The 18,315-nt window shown below is 69.3% G+C and carries 14 protein-coding genes, 1 tRNA gene and 1 riboswitch; of the genes, 10 read left to right on the top strand and 5 right to left on the bottom strand.

All coding sequences use genetic code 11. From position 1 onward, the window contains the following. The first annotated feature begins 53 nt into the window (after nucleotides 1-53). Both ACLBX9_RS19835 and ACLBX9_RS19830 read left to right on the top strand, forming a co-directional pair. The gene (locus ACLBX9_RS19835; RefSeq protein WP_010684502.1) at nucleotides 54-1,394 is read left to right on the top strand and encodes a sensor histidine kinase; all 1,341 of its coding nucleotides are present in this window, start codon (nucleotides 54-56) and stop codon (nucleotides 1,392-1,394) included. A gap of 9 nt (nucleotides 1,395-1,403) precedes the next feature. Beyond that, nucleotides 1,404-2,069, top strand: a complete 666-nt coding sequence (locus ACLBX9_RS19830; protein WP_447720144.1) for a response regulator — start codon at nucleotides 1,404-1,406, stop codon at nucleotides 2,067-2,069. Between the two features lie 272 nt (nucleotides 2,070-2,341). Here ACLBX9_RS19830 and ACLBX9_RS19825 read toward each other — a convergent pair whose 3' ends face one another. Beyond that, complete coding sequence (locus ACLBX9_RS19825) at nucleotides 2,342-4,504, bottom strand: TonB-dependent receptor (RefSeq protein WP_447720143.1); 2,163 nt, start codon at nucleotides 4,502-4,504, stop codon at nucleotides 2,342-2,344. Nucleotides 4,505-4,612: 108 nt separating this feature from the next. Further along, nucleotides 4,613-4,810, bottom strand: a riboswitch (cobalamin riboswitch). 118 nt (nucleotides 4,811-4,928) lie between these two features. Beyond that, entirely contained in the window at nucleotides 4,929-5,252 is a 324-nt protein-coding gene (locus tag ACLBX9_RS19820; RefSeq protein WP_447720142.1) for a hypothetical protein, read from the bottom strand. 516 nt (nucleotides 5,253-5,768) lie between these two features. On the opposite strand from ACLBX9_RS19820, the gene ACLBX9_RS19815 reads away from it, so the two are divergent. Further along, nucleotides 5,769-8,153 carry a type IA DNA topoisomerase gene (locus tag ACLBX9_RS19815; RefSeq protein ID WP_447720141.1) on the top strand — a complete coding sequence of 795 codons (2,385 nt, stop codon included), beginning with the start codon at nucleotides 5,769-5,771 and terminating at the stop codon, nucleotides 8,151-8,153. A 741-nt stretch (nucleotides 8,154-8,894) separates the two neighbouring features. Here ACLBX9_RS19815 and ACLBX9_RS19810 read toward each other — a convergent pair. Further along, complete coding sequence (locus tag ACLBX9_RS19810) at nucleotides 8,895-9,077, bottom strand: hypothetical protein (protein WP_010684508.1); 183 nt, start codon at nucleotides 9,075-9,077, stop codon at nucleotides 8,895-8,897. A gap of 433 nt (nucleotides 9,078-9,510) precedes the next feature. Between ACLBX9_RS19810 and ACLBX9_RS19805 the strand changes: the two genes are divergently transcribed. Next, entirely contained in the window at nucleotides 9,511-10,062 is a 552-nt protein-coding gene (locus ACLBX9_RS19805; RefSeq protein ID WP_010684509.1) for a response regulator, read from the top strand. Between the two features lie 174 nt (nucleotides 10,063-10,236). Here the strand turns inward: ACLBX9_RS19805 and ACLBX9_RS19800 are convergent. Together ACLBX9_RS19800 and ACLBX9_RS19795 are read right to left on the bottom strand one after the other, a co-directional pair. Continuing rightward, nucleotides 10,237-10,310 (bottom strand) — tRNA-Gly (locus tag ACLBX9_RS19800). A 45-nt stretch (nucleotides 10,311-10,355) separates the two neighbouring features. After that, nucleotides 10,356-11,198, bottom strand: coding sequence for a 3-keto-5-aminohexanoate cleavage protein (locus tag ACLBX9_RS19795; protein ID WP_447720140.1), 843 nt, complete (start codon nucleotides 11,196-11,198; stop codon nucleotides 10,356-10,358). Between the two features lie 175 nt (nucleotides 11,199-11,373). Between ACLBX9_RS19795 and aroQ the strand changes: the two genes are divergently transcribed. The 6 genes from aroQ (at nucleotide 11,374) to ilvN (ending at nucleotide 18,249) form a co-directional block, all read left to right on the top strand. Next, nucleotides 11,374-11,823 carry a type II 3-dehydroquinate dehydratase gene (aroQ, locus tag ACLBX9_RS19790; RefSeq protein WP_447720139.1) on the top strand — a complete coding sequence of 150 codons (450 nt, stop codon included), beginning with the start codon at nucleotides 11,374-11,376 and terminating at the stop codon, nucleotides 11,821-11,823. 143 nt (nucleotides 11,824-11,966) lie between these two features. Further along, nucleotides 11,967-12,668, top strand: a complete 702-nt coding sequence (locus ACLBX9_RS19785; RefSeq protein ID WP_010684512.1) for an orotate phosphoribosyltransferase — start codon at nucleotides 11,967-11,969, stop codon at nucleotides 12,666-12,668. A gap of 13 nt (nucleotides 12,669-12,681) precedes the next feature. Beyond that, the gene (gene pyrC / locus ACLBX9_RS19780) at nucleotides 12,682-13,761 is read left to right on the top strand and encodes a dihydroorotase (protein WP_447720138.1); all 1,080 of its coding nucleotides are present in this window, start codon (nucleotides 12,682-12,684) and stop codon (nucleotides 13,759-13,761) included. Nucleotides 13,762-13,968: 207 nt separating this feature from the next. Continuing rightward, nucleotides 13,969-15,414, top strand: a complete 1,446-nt coding sequence (locus ACLBX9_RS19775; protein ID WP_447720137.1) for an amidase — start codon at nucleotides 13,969-13,971, stop codon at nucleotides 15,412-15,414. Between the two features lie 435 nt (nucleotides 15,415-15,849). After that, nucleotides 15,850-17,625: an acetolactate synthase 3 large subunit gene (locus tag ACLBX9_RS19770; protein ID WP_447720136.1), complete on the top strand. Its 1,776-nt coding sequence runs from the start codon at nucleotides 15,850-15,852 to the stop codon at nucleotides 17,623-17,625. 81 nt (nucleotides 17,626-17,706) lie between these two features. Beyond that, nucleotides 17,707-18,249: an acetolactate synthase small subunit gene (gene ilvN / locus ACLBX9_RS19765; RefSeq protein ID WP_010684516.1), complete on the top strand. Its 543-nt coding sequence runs from the start codon at nucleotides 17,707-17,709 to the stop codon at nucleotides 18,247-18,249. The last annotated feature ends 66 nt before the right edge of the window (nucleotides 18,250-18,315 follow it).

Below are 18,315 nucleotides of genomic sequence, written 5' to 3'. Positions count from 1 at the left end.
CGACGATCCCGGTGCCAAATCACGCCCTCGCTCCGAGCGCGGCCGTTTGATCCATGAGCCTGCCCACGCATCTCGGTCTTCGCCTTCTCGTGGTCGCCGTGCTCTGCTTGGCGGGGGCGATCGCATGGGCCGCCTGGGACGCCCATGCGAGCCTCCGTGCGGAAGCCGCCATGTCGGCGGATCGGATCGCCGCGCAGCTGGCGCGGCAGCCGGGCCTCGGAAGCGCCGGGCCGGCCGCGATGCCGGTCAGCGCGCCGCAAGCCGCACCGGCGGTCCTCACGCTCCTGCCGGGCATCTGCGCCGACATCCATCTCGGCGTGGAATTGCCCCGCCGCTTCTGCGGTGACTGGGACGGCCTCGATGCCGCCCCCGCGTGGTTCCGAACGGCGCTCGTCCGGGGAACCGATACCGCGCCAACGATCCGGGCGGTCGTGTTTCGCGAGCGCACGATCGGCAGCGTCACGACATGGCCCGATCCGATGGCATCGGCGGCGCGTCTCTGGCGGCGGACGTGCCTTGCAGCGGGCCTCGCCCTCGGTCTGGCTGCGGCGACGGTGCTGCTGAACTGGCTCGCCGTGATGCGCCTCGTCGCCCCGGCCGGGCGGATCGTGCAGGGGCTGGAGAACCTCGACACGGCCGGCCCCCGACCGTCGCTGCCACGCTTCGCCGCCACCGAGTTCGACCGCGTTGCCCGCGCCTGCAACGCACTCGCCGACCGGCTCGCCCACACCGAAGCCGAGCGCGCGGGCCTGATGCAGCGGCTCGTCACGGTTCAGGAAGACGAGCGGCAGGCCCTCGCGCGCGACCTGCACGATGCCTTCGGCCAGTGCCTTGCCGCCGTGGGTGCCCGTGCCGCAGCGATCGAATTGGCAGCGCCCCCGGAGCGCGCGGATCTTCGCGATGACGCCCAGGGCATCGAGGCGATCATCGCCACCATGCGGGAGAGCCTGCGTGGAGCGCTGGCCCGCCTCGAACTGCCGGATCTCGCCGAAGCCGGTCTGGAGGAGGCGCTGCGTAGCCTCGTCGCGGACTGGCGAGGACAACTCAGGTCCGGCCCGGCCCTGCATCTCGATGTGACGGGCGATCTCACCGACATGCCCGAGAACGTCGCGGCGAGCCTCTACCGGATCGCGCAGGAACTCCTGACGAACGCCTTGCGCCACGGCAGGCCGAGCCGGGTCTTCCTGCGGCTCGACCGGTCGGAGGCCGGGCCACGGACGGTGACGCTGACGCTGGACGACGACGGCGGCGGCGATGCGTCCCGAGCCGCGTCCCATACCGGCCGGGGGCTCGTCGGCATCCGCGCACGGCTCGCCGCCCTCGGCGGAGCGTTCTCGCTCACCGGCACCGGCACTGGAATCCGGGCCTGCGCATCCGTGCCAACCGTCGGCTGAGGTCGCCGCATGGCCACGTCCATCCTCCTCGTCGATGACCATCCCGTCGTGCGAAAGGGCTATCGCCGCCTGATCGAGCGACAGCCAGGCTTGGTCGTGGTCGCGGAAGCCGAGAGCGCGGCAGCGGCCTATTGCCAATACAAGGCTCACGAGCCCGATCTCGTGATCCTCGACCTGTCGCTGCCCGGCCCGAGCGGCATCGAGGCCATCCGTCACATCCGCCAATGGGACGGGGCCGCCCGCATCGTCGTGTTCAGCATGCGCACCGGAGCGGTGATCGCGCGCCAAGCCTTCGCCGCAGGGGCGAGCGGGTATGTCAGCAAGGCGAGCTCACCCCGTGAGCTGCTGGCGGCGGTGGCCGCCGTGCTCCGCGGCGAGCGAGCGATATGCGCCGACATCGCGCACGCGATCGCCCAGGACGAGGTGGCCGGGGGGCGCACGGCGCTCGACGACCTCAGCCCGCGGGAGCTCGAGATCCTGAGCCTGACCGCGGGCGGGATGACCGCCCAGAGCGTAGCCGAGGCGCTGTGTCTGAGCCTCAAGACGGTGCACAACAACCTCTCGGTGATCCGCGCCACTCTCGGGGCGCGCACCGATGCCCATCTCGTCTGGATCGCGATCGGGGCCGGGCTTGTATCGCCCTCCGAGGAACGAATGCCCCTGCGGAAGTCATAGGATTTCGTGCGCTCTGACGACTTCTCGACCAAAAGCCAACAGACTGACATCCACCCCGAGCCGAAGTTGCCGGACGGCTGACGAGCGGCCGCTTCTGAGAAGAGTCGGCAGCGGTCGGGGCGGCTGGGTTGGGTCGCAAGCGGACGGGCCGCTCGGTGTGGATCTGCGCCGGCCCGCCTTCGAGCAGCAAAGCATGGACGCGGACCGTCGTCTCCGCGCGGGCCTCCGGCCCAGAGGAGGCACTCCGAGCGTCCGGACGCACGCGGGCGGGTTCAGAAGCGACCCGCGATGGTCAGGCGCACGGCCGTGGGCTCCACCGGATGGAAGACCCGGTCGATCAGCCCCTCCGCCGCCTCGCCAGGCAGGCGGGACACGTACGCGTAGGTGATCTGGTCGGACTTGCTGTTGGTCAGGTTCAGCACGTCCAGCGAGACGCTGATGCCGGTCTCGAAATTGTAGCCAACCCGGCCGTTGAACAGCGCGGTCGGTCGCGAGCGGATCGAGTTGTCCTCGATCAGGGGTCGCGGGCCGAAGTAGCGGAATCTCAGGGAGCCGAACCAGCCGAGCGGCTCGCCGAAGGTGACGCCCGCCGAGGCGATGGTGGTGGGCGCCTCGGGCACGCGGTTGCCGACCGGATCGTAGTCCGAGAACCGGGCGTTGGTGATCGTCAGATCCCCCTCCAGCGACAGCCAGGGCGTTACGGCGTAGCGGTTCGTCCACTCGACACCGAAGCGCCGGGTCGGGCGACTCGGCTCCGTCGTGCCGGTGTCGCCCTGGAACAGGTTCTCCGAGGCGAAGTCGAGCCGGAACAGGGCGAGGCTCGTCTCCAGACCGGCGATGGAGCGGTTGCGCAGCCCGACCTCGTAGCCCGTGGACGGCACCAGGAACGGCGAGCGGGTGGTGTTGAACAGCGACGACGTCGGGTCGACGGTGGCGGTCACGCCGCGCACGTCGTTCGAGTGGAAGCCGCCGCCGTAATTCACGTAGAGTTCGGTGTCGAACCACGGCCCGAGCGTCAGGCCGAGCTTCGGGTTGACGATGCCGTCCCGCGCTTGGCCGGAATTGGCCGGCGTGTCCGAGACGACGCTGGCGGAGTAGCCGTCCGCGCGGAAGCCGATCGAGGTGCGCAGCCAATCGGTCCAGCGGACTCGGTTGTCGAAGTAGAAGGCCCCGCTCGTCTCCAGCACGCGATCGTCGAGCACCCCGGAACGGTACTGCCGGTTCGTGGTGTTGAACAGACCGACCCGGATCGAGTCGGTCCGCGTCTGCACGCCGATCTCATTCTCCATCGGGCGCCCGAACAGGTCGCCCTGGAAGATGTGCAGGGCCTCGCCGCCGCCGATAATGCGTTGATCGAGCTGGTGGAACTGGTCGCCATTGACCGGGTCGTTGAGGAAGTAGGTGAAATCGTTGAACAGGTTCAACTGGGACCGGATGATGTAGGCCGAGGCCCGCGTCACGCCCGTATCGTCCGTCGCACTGAACTTGCCCGAGAGCGAGAAGCGCGAGGTGTCTCCGCCATCCGCGGGATTGATCGTGTCGTAGCGGCTGATGAGGCCAGCGACGACGGCGCGCTCGGGGATCTGGTTGGTCGCCGTCCACCGGGCTGCGTAGGCCATGCCGGTGATCGAGAATCCGTCGAGCGGTGTGCCCTGGCTGTAGCGGGCCACCCCGTTGATCTTGCGCAGCGCGTCCGGGACGACCCACGGGCCGTCATAGACCTGCGCCTCGCCAGCCAGGAGCAGGTTGCCCTCGCCCAGTGGCACGGTGGTGATCGACAGGGCGCGCTTGTAGCCGAAGCTGCCGATCGACGTCAGGGCGACGTTCCTGGGTGTCGCGTCGAGGTAATCGATCCGCACCGAGCCCGCGGATGCGAAATCGCCGTCGCGCACGAAATACGGCCCCTTGTGGAACTCCACGGCACCGACAAGCTCGGGGATGAGGAAGTTGATGTCGGCGTAGCCCTGGCCGTGGGCGTGGGTGCGCATGTTGAGCGGCATGCCGTCGAGGAACAGCGCGATGTCGGTGCCGTGGTCGAGGTTGAAGCCGCGCAGGAAGAACTGATTGGCTTTGCCCTCGCCCGAGTGCTGCGTGACGATCAGCCCCGGCACCGCCTCCAGCACCTCGCCGGGGCGGGTCACGGGGCGGCTGTTGACCTGCGCACCCGTGATGACGCCGGAACTGGCGGAGTCCACCGGTGTGCTGATCCCGCCGATGCCGGTCGTGCCTCCGACATAGCCTGCGCTCGCGGACGGACCGGCTTGCGGAGCCGTGGCCGCGGCGGTCTCCGCCGTGACCGAGATCTCCTCCAGCGTTGCCTCGGTGGTCGCCGCACGCGACGTGGATCGGTCCTGGGCTACAGCCGCTGATGCGAGTGCGGCGAGGCCGAGGCCCGACAAGGTCGAGAGCCTTCGGCCGGTTTGACGGTGGAACACGGGAGCCTCGGCAACGGCAGTGGCACGTCACCGCGAACAAGTCCGAGACAACCGCGTCAGCGCGGCTGTCTCGACACCCACCAGGACACCCCGCCCGGCGCGTTTCGCGTGTGACCACGGCTGACGGCAGGTCTCCTGGCTCGCGGGTCGCCGCCCTCGCACCGTCTTCCCGGATGGGTCTCATCCAGTGACGCGGTGGTGCTGGGCTCGCCGCTCACAGTTGCGGGGGCAGCCGCGGCTTCGGGGCGAACCCCTCACCGCGTTCCCTTTTGATCCCCGAGGGGAACCGTCACAGTCAGGCTAGGTGATCGGCCAAAGCTCCGTCAACGCGACAGAGCGCGTTCCTGTGACGTGTGCCCTTTTGGCTGCGTTCGGGAGCGCGCCTTGTGGGAGTGGCCGGCCGCTCCCGCTGCGTGCGGTCCCGCTATTCAGCCTTGCGATGCCCGCGACCGTGCTGATCCTTGTCGGCACCTGCCGCCGCCGCGGCTTCCTTCTCGGCCTTGCCCGCCGTCGCCATGCTCGTGGCGGCGTCGCTGGTTGCGCCGGACGGTGCGTTGGACGCGGCCGATTTCGGATGGCCTCTGCCCTCCGTCGGCGTCTCGGCTTTCCCACCCTCCATCACCACAGGATGGCCGGCATCGGCCTTGGCGCTTCCGGCCGCTTGGACCTCGGCCGTCTTCTGCTCCTGTGCGCTCCGCGTCGCATGGTGCTGGCCGTCACCGGACTGACCCTTCGCGGGATTCGACATCGTGACCTCATCTGTGCTGGTCACGCGGCAACGGCCCACAGCCGCCACAGTTCGGTGAGGTCGCCCGGTGCGACGAATGGCCGAACGCGGCGCGCGGCTTCCCTGCCAGACAGGTCGTCGACGTGCGCGGGCCCGGATGCGCCAGGGCGATCACTGTCGTCGTCTTCGGTCATTGCCGCCCGGCCGGTTCGAGCGGACGGACAACCGTGCAACCAGCGGCGGAACCCATGCTCCCGAGCAGCGTGAGCGCTCAAGACCGCACGAAGGCTCTGTCGTCGCCACCCCAGGCGATGAGATTGAGAGTGGCGACCGTCCGCTTCTCCACCAGCTGAGTCTGGAAACGGACGGGCCGCTTGCGGCCGCAAACCGGACAGCCACCTGTCTTTCCTTGCACGCGGTGCGCTGACCGAGATCGCGCCGCGACGTTCTCGAGCCGAGCCGGTTGCATGCGAGGCCGCTATGGAACAAAATGTGAACTCGTGGTCGGGCGCGGCGGGCGCTACCGTGGGCAGCGACATGTCACCTTCACGTTCCGGCCGCACGCTGTTCTTCTTCGAGAAACCCTCGGCGATGCGGCAGCTGCAGCGCTTCTTCCGCTCACCGAACACCGTCTGCGTGGCCGCCGAGGGGCACCTGCTGTCCGCCGAAGAGCCAGGCAGTATCCGACCCGAGTGGAAGCCCTGGCGCTTCGACGCGCTGCCCATCACGCTCGCCACGATCCCGGTCAGTTGCGGCACGAACCGGTCCGGGCAATCGCACGAGCCGAAGATCGCCGCCATCCGGCAGGCGCTGAGCGGCGTCGAGCGCGTGATCATCGCGACCGATCCCGGGCGCGAGGGTTCCATGATCGCCTGGGAGGTGCTGGAGCACCTCGGCTGGCGTGGCCGCGTCGACCGGATCAAGCTCGGCGCGCTCGACGATGTCTCGATCCGGCGCGCCTTCGCGGCCCTGGCCAAGGAGGTCGGCTCGGGCGAGCGCGACTACGCCGCCTACCTCGAAGCGCTGTGCAGGCAGTACGAGGACTACCACCTCGGGCTGAACGGCACCCGGGCCATCTCGCTGCGCCTGCGCCCGCCCGAGTTCCGGGAACCCTGGCGCTTCGGTGGCGTGCAGACGCCCACCCTCGCCATTCTGGCCGACCTGGAGGCGCGCATCCGCTCCTTCGTGCCGCAGGACTTCTTCAAGGTCGCCCTGCACCTGAGCACGCAATCCGGTGCCGAACTGACGCTGTGGCACGCCCCCAAGGATCGGATCTTCGACGCGGCCATCGCCGAGACGATCCGGCAGGCGGCCACGACCTGGTCGGGCCCCCTGGCGGTCGCGCACAAGGACGTGCGCCGCGCGCCCCCTCGTCTGTTCTCCAAGGACACCCTGGCGCGGCGCTGCGCCAAGCGGTTCGGCTGGGACCCGCAGCACACGGCAGGGCTCGCTCAGGAGCTGTACGACCAGGGTTACCTCAGCTACCCGCGCACGGAGTCCGAGTACCTGCCGGACGGGCAGGCGGGTGATGCCGCCGCGATCGTCGCCGCCATCGCGACCGTGCTGACCGACATGCGCGACGTCAGTCCGGGAGGCGAGGTGCCCCTGATCCGACGCGGGGCGAAGGGGCACTACGTCAAGGACCCGGGCGAGCACCATGCCATCGTGCCCCTGCGCAAGGTGCCGGAGCGCAGCCGGCTTTCGGCCGACCAGTTCCGGTTGTGGGAACTCGTCGCGAAGGCCTTTCTCGCCGCCCACCTGCCCGACGGCATCGACGCCCGAACGACCGTCACGGCCGAGGTCGGGACGCCGCTGGGCGCGAAGCGGTTTGCCGTTTCAGGCAGCGTCATCCGCGCCCCGGGCTGGCGTGCGATCTACGGCAGCGAGGCCGAACTCGAAGCGGACGTCGTGCCCGGCAAGGCCAAGCGCGAGGCCGAGGCCACGTCCGCACGCCTGCCACTCGTGAACGACGGGGAGGGTGCATCGGCCGCGGGCGCGGATGTCGCCACCGCGATGACCGAGCCGCCGCGGCGGATCACCCGCGGCGAGTTGCCGGTGGTGATGGGCCGGCTGATCGACCAGATCGATGATCCGGCGGTCAAGCGCGCCCTGGAGAACCCGGTCAACCCGAACGAACCCAAGGGCCTCGGCACGGCCGCCACCCGCGACACGATCCTACCCAAGCTCCTGAAGAGCCGCTACATCACGCTGGCCAACGGCAAGGATCCGGCCATCGAAGTGACCGAGGTCGGGCTGGCCTTCATGGCCGCGGTGCGACGCGTGTTCCCGGCCTATGGCGACCCGGTCGGACGCGCCCTGTTCGAGGCGGAACTGGCCGAGATCGGTCGCGCGACCACGCGGGCCGAGGCCATCGAGCGCGCCGACGCCTTCCGGCAGCGCACGCGCGCGCGCCTCGACGAGCTGATCGCCGCGATCTCAAGCTCGCCCGTCGTCAGCCTCGATCCGAGCCTGATCCCGCCAAGTCGGGCGGACGATCGGCCGCCGACGCCGGCTATGGTGTCGTTCGCGGTGAGCTTGGCCGAGCGGAGGGGCGTGACGCTGCCGCGCGGCTGCAAGAGCAGCATCAGCGTCTGCCGGGCTTTTCTCGACACCCATGCCGGGCCGCGCCCGCCTCGGGAGGGGAATACCGGACAATCCGGCGACCGCCGGACCCCGAGCGCGGCGATGCGCGGTTACGCACGCAGTCTGGCCGAGCAGCGAGGCATTCCATGCCCATCGGAGTGCGAGACGGACTTTGACGCCTGTCGGCGCTTCCTCGACGCGCACGCCGCGCGGCCGCAGCGTGGAGCGGAACCGTCGGCCCCTGGCGCAGCGCAGGCCAAGGTGCCCGGTGGACGCGGCAATCGGCGGGGCAGGGCGGCACAGGCGCCGAGGCAGGCCGCCGCACGACGTCGAGCCTGACGCGACCGGCGGGGTGCTACGACGGACCTGTCATCCATCCTGACGCCGCGGATGACTCATCGTGCTCGTCTTCAACCGGCCCCGGTATCGTGGCCTCTGTGGTCGTAGCGATGCGACGCCGCGGATTAGCGCCCTATCTCGACCCGACGCTGGCCAACGAAGAGGGTGCATGTCTCACTTTCCGACTTCCCGCTACGCCGACCGCACGAGCCTTCAGCTCAAAGCCGAGATCCGCGAGTCATCCTCGAGCGAGGTCTGGGCGGAGATCGAAGCCGAGCGACAGGCACAAGATGAGCGGACGAAACGTCTGCGGGCGCTGCGACGGGCGCGCGAGCACCTGACCTCCTGATCGCCCTTCGACCTGGCAACGACCGTGGCCATCAGGCTCCGGAGGAGGGTGAGAACGGGCCGGCTCCGGTGATGGACGCGGATCACGACCTTGAGCATTCGCCGCTGTCCGGCCGGTTCACCCGTGACGGATTCACCGTTGCATCACCGTTGAAGTCGAGATCGACCGGGTCCTGGGCACGACCGAACCTTCGCGGCTGGAGGCGGTCGACCAGAACGGAAGCTGCACCGCCTGGCACGAGCGCGTCGCGGCCTTCCTCGCGGTGTTCGAGGCGAGCGGCATCATTGATCGCCGCCGCCGCACCCGATGTCCGTCACTGAGCGAGCGCGGTCCGACGGGGAAGGCATGTCGGGCGATGCGGCCGGCCCATCGTGTGGGGTCTCGACGCCCCTTCAGTGGCGCAGCCGGCCTCGACCGATCAGCACAAAGAAAACAGCGAGCGCGACGGCGTTCACGGTCAGGCCCCAGCCGTAACTGTGCAGCGATTGAGCGTAGATCGGGTGACCGAGCTGACCGAGGCCGACGAGCGCCCCGACCACGGCCAGGGCGGCGAACAGAAGAGCGAAGACGAGCATGACCTCTCCTCCTCGAAACACTTCGAAGCCTTAAACCAAGCGGTCGCCTTGCTCCCGGTTCCCGAAAGCCCGCTTGTTCACCGGCGATGGTGTCGGAAAAGAGGATGAGCGGTCGGCCGAAGAACACGGCATCGGCCAGATCAACGTCTGGCTTGAGTTGACGGTCTCCGAGATCAAGGCATCCAGACCTTAGAGCCCGCGAACGCATCGTTCTGCCCGGCCGAGGTTCGACGTGTGTCCACGTCGCTGCGAGCGGGGCTGGAACGCTCGGCGCCGCATGAACGACCGCGAACGACCTTGCACACCCGAGGGATGATTTTTCCGCGCCCGTCGTGCAACTCTGGACGTCTCGCGCCATTCACCCTGCAGATCTTGATGCAAATCAGTTGGGCCGGACCGGTGCAGGAAGGGCGTCGTCCGGTACGGGAGTTGGATGGAGCAGATCGATTACGTCTACGAAGGCGGCTGTGACGGTGTCGACAACCCACTTCTGAATGCCGTCGCCTACGGCCTCGCCCAATTGCTGCCGATCGAGGAGTGCGAGGACTGGCCCCAGCCGTTGCTGGAACTGCTGGCGCGCCTGGAACTGCCGGATATTGAGGAGCCGACCCCCACCCCGCTCGTCGTGGTGGTCGGACGGTGCCCGAGTATGGCGGAACAGGCTGCCACGCTGCTGCGCGCAAGTGAGCTGAACGTCGAGTGCTGTGACACAGGCGAGGAAGCTTTGCAGGCCTTGCAGCGGCGGAGTGGCGAGGTCGCGCTCGTGGTCGCCGATCAGCAGCTCACCGGCACCCTCGACGGGTTCGGCCTCGTTCAGGTGCTGCACCGATCATGGCCCGGGATCCCGGTCATCCTGGCGACCGCGGGCGGTCCACCCTCCCGCCTGCCTCCTGCAGTCACCGCGCTCCCGAAGCCGTGGCTGCCCCTCGCGCTGTTGGTCGAGACTCACCGGGCCGTGCAGGTTCCCTCCCGCCTCAGTCATTGACGGCCGGCGACCTGGCGCCTGCTCAACCCTGTCGCCTCAGAGGCTGTGGGCCGGCGCAGAGCGGCATCCGGGCGGCGGTCATGGAGTGACGCTGTAGGACGCGGCGTGGCAGCACACCTCGATGCCGCCACTTCGAAAGCGCTCACGGTGCCGTGACGATCGAAGAATTTTGAATGGAGCGGGTGAAGGGAATCGAACCCTCGTATTCAGCTTGGAAGGCTGCTGCTCTACCATTGAGCTACACCCGCGCGGGCGGATCGTTAGCACGCCGTACGGCCCATGAGAAGGTGGCCTCAGCCGAGGCCCAGCGCGACGCGGGCCTCGGCAGGCGAGGCTACGCGGCGGTCGTGGCGGCGGACCGCCTCGGCCGCGAGGCCGACCAACTCGGCGTTGCTGGCGGCCAAGCGATCCTTCGTCACCCGGATGTTGTCCTCCAGGCCGGTGCGCACCGCATCCGCGCCGCGGCTCAGCGCCCACTCCATGACCACCGCCTGGTTGCGGCCGATCCCGGCCGCCGTCCAGGTCGCCTCGGGCAGGATCCGCCGGGTCTCGGCGAGCAGGATGTCGAGGAGGTGCTCCTCGGCCGGCATCGCGTTCTGGACGCCCATCACGAACTGCACGTGCGGGCGCGCGTCGATCAGGCCGGCCTCCACCAGCCGCTTGGCGCCGTGCAGGTGCGAGAGGTCGAAGATCTCGATCTCGGGCCGGACGCCGTGCTGCTTCATCTGGCCGGCGAGGTCGGTCACGAGGCTCGCGGCGTTCTCGTAGACGATCGTCGGGAAATTCACCGAACCGGTGGACAGCGAGGCCATGTCGGGCCGGTGCTTCAGCGACAGGCCCCGGGCGGCCGGGTCGCGCCCGCGCCCGCCGGTGGAGAACTGCACGATCATTCCGGGGCAGTGCTTGCGCAGCCCCTCCTGCACGGCGGCGAATCTCTCTGGGTCGGAGGAGGGCGACTCGTCATCGTTGCGCACGTGGATGTGGCAGAGCGTGGCGCCGGCCTCGAAGGCCTGATGCGTCGACTCGATCTGCTCGGGCACGGTCACCGGCACCGCCGGGTTGTCGGCCTTGCGCGGCACGGAGCCGGTGATCGCCACCGCGATCACCACGGGCGCCGCGCTCCGGGATTCTGCCATCCGCCTGTCCTCCGTGCCTCAACGGGTCTCGGCGACCGGGATAGCGTCGCGGATCCAGGATCTGAACCGCCCGGCGCGGGCGGCAGGCCCGTACGCGGGACATCTCCGGCCGGATGACAGTCCGGACTTGTGTCTTGGCGGCGCTTGCCGCACCTCTCGGGCCGCGAGGCGCACGATGCATGACACCGTCCTGGTCCTGAACGGGCCCAACCTGAACCTGCTCGGCAAGCGCCAGCCGGAGATCTACGGCCGCGAGACGCTGGCCGACGTCGAGGCCCTGTGCCGCGAGACCGCGGCAAGCTTCGGCCTCGCGGTCGTGTGCCGCCAGAGCAACGCCGAGCACGTGCTGATCGACGCGATCCACGAATTCCGCGTGGGCTCGGCCGGCATCGTCATCAACGCGGGCGCCTACACCCACACCTCGGTGGCGCTCCTCGATGCGCTGAACACCTGCGAGGTGCCGGTGATCGAGTGCCACATCTCGAACGTCCACCGGCGCGAGGCCTTCCGCCACCACTCCTACATCTCCCTCGCCGCCACGGCCGTGCTGGCGGGCTTCGGGACGCACGGCTACGCCCTGGCGATCCGGCACCTCGCGCATCTGCGGTCGGGCAGGACTGCGTGAACCGCGGATAGCGCCGCGATCAGGGTTGACGCTGACGGAGACAGGGCGGAGGAGGGCGATCAGGCCTCATTTCCACGCACGCTCCCCGGCCCGACCGGTCCCCACCGTCCCGGAGAGCGCCTCAAGCGGAGCGCGCACGCCGCATGACCAGCCCCTTCCTGCCCCTCGACCGAGCGGTGATCGCCCGCGAGGCGGCCAAGATGTTCCTCGAGATCGGGGCCGTCCTGTTCTACAAGGACGAGCCGTTCAAGTTCACCTCCGGCTGGGCGAGCCCGGTCTACACCGACAGCCGGAAGATCATCTCGTTCCCCCGCCTGCGCGCGACGTTGATGGACTTCGCCACCGCCACGATCGTGCGCGAGATCGGCTACGAGCAGCTGACCCACATCGCGGGCGGCGAGACCGCCGGCATCCCCTTCGCGGCCTGGATCGCCGACCGGATGATGCTGCCGATGCAGTACATCCGGAAGAAGCCCAAGGGCTTCGGCCGCAACGCCCAGATCGAGGGCGAGATCGTCGAGGGCGCCCGGACCCTGCTGGTCGAGGACCTCGCCACCGACGGGCGCAGCAAGGTCAATTTCTGCAAGGCCCTGCGCGATTCGGGCGCCCAGGTCGAGCACTGCTTCGTGCTGTTCTACTACGACATCTTCCCCGACAGCGCCGCGCTGATGCAGGAGATCGGCATCAAGCTCCACTATCTCACCACGTGGCGGGACGTGCTGGCGGTGGCGAAGGAGATGGGCACCTTCGACCCGAAGACGCTGGCCGAGGTCGAGAGCTTTCTCGACGCGCCGGCCGAATGGTCGGCCGCCCACGGCGGCATCTCCGCCTTCGGCCAGGCCTGAGGGGAGGATCGCGATGGGCGTCGCCGAGCTGTTCCCCGCCGAGCGCCAGGAGGCGAAGCCGGTCGAGCGGATCACGATCCGCCGGCCGGACGACTGGCACATCCACCTGCGCGACGGCGCCATGCTGAAGGCGGTGCTGCCCTACACGGCGGCGCAGTTCGCCCGGGGCATCATCATGCCGAACCTCGTGCCGCCGGTGACCACGGTGGCGGCCGCCAGCGCCTACCGCGAGCGCATCCTCGCCGCGCTGCCGGAAGGCCAGGATTTCACGCCGCTGATGACCTGCTACCTGCGGGACGACACCGATCCGGACGAGATCGAGCGCGGCTTCCGGGACAAGGTCTGGGTCGCCGCCAAGTTGTATCCGGCCGGCGCGACCACCAACTCGCACGCGGGCGTCACCGACCTTCTCGGGATCGCGCCGGTGCTGGAACGCATGGAGCGGATCGGCATGCCGCTCCTGATCCACGGCGAGGCGACCGACCCGGAGATCGACATCTTCGACCGGGAGGCCGCCTTCATGGAGGGCAGCCTGATCCCGCTGCTCGGCCGCCATCAGGGGCTGAAGGTCACCGTGGAGCACGCCACCACGGCGGAGATCCTCGACGTGGTCCGGGAGCACCGGAGCCGGTGCGCGGCGACGATTACGCCGCACCACCTCGTCATCAACCGGACGCACATCTTCCAGGGGGGCCTGCGGCCGCACCTCTACTGCCTGCCGGTGGCCAAGCGCGAGCGGCACCGGCTCGCCCTGCGCAAGGCCGCGACCTCCGGCGAGGCCTGCTTCTATCTCGGTACCGACACCGCCCCGCATGTCCGCGGCGCCAAGGAGGCGTCCTGCGGCTGCGCCGGCGTGTTCTGCGGGCCTTCCGCGCTCCAGACCTACGTGCAGGTCTTCGACGAGGAGGGGGCGCTGGACAAGTTCGAGGCCTTCGCGTCGCTCAACGGCGCCCGCTTCCACGGGCTGGAGCCGAATGCCGGGACCGTGACCCTGGAGCGTCGGGAGAGCCGCATCGCCGAGGCGGTCGCGGTGGACGACACGGCGGTGGTGGTGTTCCGGGGCGAGGAGGCGCTGCCCTGGTCGGTGGCGTGACGGACCAGGGCGATGGCTGCGCTCCGGCATCGCGAGCGCAGCGAAGCGACGCGGGGCAGCGCGACATCGGTGATCGTCGCGCGACACTGGATCGCTTCGCTGCGCGCGCAAAGACGATGATCGGCGATCCATCCAATCAGCCAGAGCCATCTTTGCCTGGATCCAACCTCCGGTTACCGATCTTCGGTTGATCCGGAGGAGGGTACGATGCAGGACGCGCGACAGGACGGCATCACCGCCATGGGCGCCGTGGATCTCGCCGCCGCCATTCGCGGTCGGGTCGTCTCCTGCGCCGAGGTGATGCGTGCCTATCTGGAGCGGATCCACCGGATCAACCCGCAGGTGAACGCCCTCGTGGGCTTGGCGGACGACGCCGCGCTCCTGCGGGAGGCCGAGGCCGCCGATGCCGTCCTGGCGCGCGGCGAGGCCGTCGGGCCGCTGCACGGCTTCCCGCTGGCCGTAAAGGATCTCGATCCGGTCCGCGGGCTGCGGTTCACGCAAGGATCGCCGATCTTCGCCGACCGGGTCGCCGATACCGACTCGATCATGGTCACCCGCCTGCGCGCCGCCGGGGCGATCTTCATCGGCAAGACCAACATCCCGGAGTTCGGCCTCGGCTCGCACAGCTTCAACCCGGTCTACGGCGCCACCGGCAACGCCTACGATCCGGACAAGACCGGGGGCGGGTCGAGCGGCGGCGCCGCCGTGGCGGTGGCCCTGCGGATGCAGCCGGTGGCCGACGGCAGCGACCATGCCGGCTCCCTGCGCAACCCGCCGGCCTTCAACAACTGCTACGGCCTGCGCCCGAGCTGGGGCCGGATCCCCGCCGAGGCCAAGGACGTGTTCAGCCCGAACCTCGGCGTGCTCGGGGCGATCGGGCGCACGCCCGGCGATATCGGCCTGATGCTCTCGGTGCTGGCGGGCTACGACCCGCGCTGCCCGAACGCCATCCGGCAGGACCCGTCCGCCTTCGCGAGCCCGCTCGCTCGCGACTTCCGCGGGACCCGGATCGCGTGGCTCGGCGATTGCGGCGGCCAGATCCCGTTCGATCGCGGCGTGCTCGACGTCGGGCGCGCCGCCCTGGCGACCTTCGCGGAGATCGGCTGCACCGTCGAGGAGGCGATGCCGCGCTACGACATGGAGCGGCTCTGGCAGGACTGGCTGGTGCTGCGGGCACTGACCGTCGCGGCGAACCTCCGCCCGTTCTACGACGAGCCCCGCCACCGGGCCCTGCTCAAGCCGGAGGCGGCCTGGGAGGTCGATCGGGGGCTGGCGCTCGGCGCCGACCGGATCATCGCGGCACTTGAGGGTCGCACCCGCTGGTACGAGACCCTGCGCCGCTTCATGGAGAGCTACGACTACGTGATCATGCCGAGCGCCCAGGTCTTCCCGTTCGACAAGAACCTGCGCTGGCCCGAGACGGTGGGCGGACGGGCGATGGACACCTATCACCGCTGGATGCAGATCACGATCCCCGCGACGATGTCGGGCCTGCCGGCGCTGGCCGTGCCGGCAGGCTTCGGCGAGGCCGGGCTGCCCACCGGCATCCAGATCGTCGGCCCGAATCACGGCGAGCTCGCTTGCCTGCAGCTCGGCGCGGCCTACGACGCGGCGAGCAGCTGGGTTCGCCGCTACCCGCCGCCGCTCCAGTGAGACTTGGGCTCCGGCACCGAACCGGCGCGGAACCGGCGCGATTGCACGCGCGGACGCGTTGACCAGCCCCGCGCACTCCGCTAAGAGGCCCGACACTTCGCGCGCCAACCATGACCGAGTTCCGGATCATGAGGTCGCCGCGGGGCAGGTTCGGATATCCGATGACCACGGTCCTTATTGTAGCGGTAGCGTCACCGACGGGGCGGCCCTGAGCTAGGGCCGCGATCCGGGCGGTGGCGCATGCAGGGTCCCTCGGGGCCCTTTTTTGTTGCCCGCGTCCGGGCGGATGGGTCTGAGACGGACGGTTATCCGAGGCGAGAGACACCTTCGGGCGAGGCGGACACCGCTTCACCAGACGGGGGTGCCGGGAGAGAGGACGGGGTAGGGCGGCGATCCGAGGATCGCGGTGGCCCCGGAGAGCGCGAGGAGACGAGCATGGGCGGCGAGGTCATGACCGGGGCCGAGATGGTCATCCGGGCCTTCCAGGATCAGGGTGTCGACACGCTGTTCGGGTATCCGGGCGGCGCCGTACTGCCGATCTACGACGCGCTCTTCCACCAGAACGCCGTCAAGCACATCCTCGTCCGCCACGAGCAGGGCGCCGTCCACGCTGCGGAGGGCTATGCCCGCTCCTCCGGGAAGGTCGGCTGCGTCCTCGTCACCTCGGGCCCCGGCGCCACCAACATCGTCACCGGGCTCACCGACGCGATGCTGGATTCGATCCCGCTGGTCTGCATCACCGGGCAGGTCCCGACGCACCTGATCGGCACCGACGCGTTCCAGGAATGCGACACGGTCGGCATCACGCGCCACTGCACGAAGCACAATTACCTGGTCAAATCGATCGACGACCTGCCGCGCATCCTGCACGAGGCGTTCTACGTCGCGGCGAACGGCCGGCCGGGCCCGGTCGTGGTCGACCTGCCCAAGGATATCCAGTTCGCCTCCGGCCTCTACGAGCGCCCGGAGATCGCGAGCCACAAGACCTACCGCCCGGCCGTCAAGGGCGATGCCGACCGGATCCGCGCGGCCGTCGAGCTGATGGCGACCGCACGGCGGCCGGTCTTCTACACCGGCGGCGGCGTGATCAACTCGGGCCCGGAGGCCTCGCGGCTGCTGCGCGAGCTCGTCCGCGAGACCGGGTTCCCCATCACCTCGACCCTGATGGGACTCGGCGCCTATCCGGGCACGGACGAGAAGTTCCTGGGCATGCTCGGCATGCACGGGACCTACGAGGCCAACCTCGCGATGCACGAGTGCGACGTGATGATCTGCGTCGGCGCGCGGTTCGACGACCGGATCACCGGCCGCCTCGACGCGTTCTCGCCCTTCTCCAAGAAGATCCACATCGACGTCGACGCCTCCTCGATCAACAAGGTCGTCAAGGTCGATGTCGGGATCGTCGGCGACTGCGCCTCGGTGCTCGGCGACATGCTGGAGGCGTGGCGCGCCCTGCCGTCGCGGCCCGACAAATCGAACCTCGATCCGTGGTTCCAGAAGATCAACGCCTGGAAGGCGCGGGACTGCCTCGCCTACTGGCCGTCGGGCACGATCATCAAGCCGCAATACGCGGTCCAGCGCCTCTACGAGGCCTGCAAGAGCCGCGAGACCTACATCACGACGGAAGTCGGCCAGCACCAGATGTGGGCCGCCCAGTACTTCAAGTACGACGAGCCGAACCGCTGGATGACGTCGGGCGGCCTCGGCACGATGGGCTACGGCCTGCCGGCAGCGATCGGCACGCAGCTCGCGCACCCGGAGGGGCTCGTGATCGACATCGCCGGCGAGGCCTCGATCCTGATGAACATGCAGGAGATGTCGACGGCGGTGCAGTACCGCCTGCCGATCAAGGTGTTCATCCTGAACAACGAGTACATGGGCATGGTCCGCCAGTGGCAGGAGCTGCTGCACGGCTCGCGCTACTCCCAGAGCTACTCGGAGAGCCTGCCGGATTTCGTGAAGCTCGCGGAGGCCTACGGCGCGAAGGGTATGCGCTGCGAGAAGCCGGGCGACCTCGACGGCGCCATCGCGGAGATGCTCGCTTACGACGGCCCGGTGATCTTCGACTGCATCGTCGACAAGACCGAGAACTGCTTCCCGATGATCCCGTCGGGCAAGGCGCACAACGAGATGCTCCTGTCCGATTACCTCGGTGAGACCGGCGTCGAGCTCGGCGACGTGATCTCCGAGGAAGGCAAGATGCTGGTGTGAGGGAGGGCGGCCCGGCTCGTCGCCGGGCCGCGATCCGCCGCTGCGGCGGCGTTGGGTCGAACGACGAGGACTTGCCCCGCGATGAACGCGATGAACACCCACTACCCCGAGCCCGTCCGCGTCGAGCCGATCAATCGGCACACGCTCGCGGTGATCGTCGACAACGAGCCCGGCGTGCTCGCCCGCATCTCGGGGATGTTCTCCGGCCGCGGCTACAACATCGAGAGCCTGACCGTCTCCGAGACCGAGGAGGCGCGCCACATCTCGCGCATCACCATCGTGACCGCGGGCACCAACGCCGTGATCGAGCAGATCAAGGCGCAGCTCGACCGGCTGGTGCCGGTGCACCGGGTCGTGGACCTGACGCTCCAGGGCAACGCCATCGAGCGCGAGATCTGCCTCGTGAAGGTGAAGGGCGAGGGCGAGCACCGCAGCGAGGCCCTGCGGTTGGCCGCCGCCTTCGGCGCCAAGACGCTGGACGCGACGCTCAACTCGTTCGTGTTCGAGCTGACCGGCGCCACCGAGGAGATCGACCGGTTCGTGCGCCTGATGAGCGTGATCGGGCTCGTGGAGATCTGCCGGACCGGCATCTCCGCGATGGGGCGCGGGGCGGAGCCGCTCTGAGGTCTCGACGCGCGGCCAGTCGGTGCTCGGGGGAGCCGAAGCCTATCATCGGATCTCCTGGCGGCA

This window comes from Methylobacterium sp. A49B (assembly GCF_053346215.1).
Note: the sequence above shows the minus strand (reverse complement) of the source record. Positions and strands in the feature narration are given on the sequence as shown.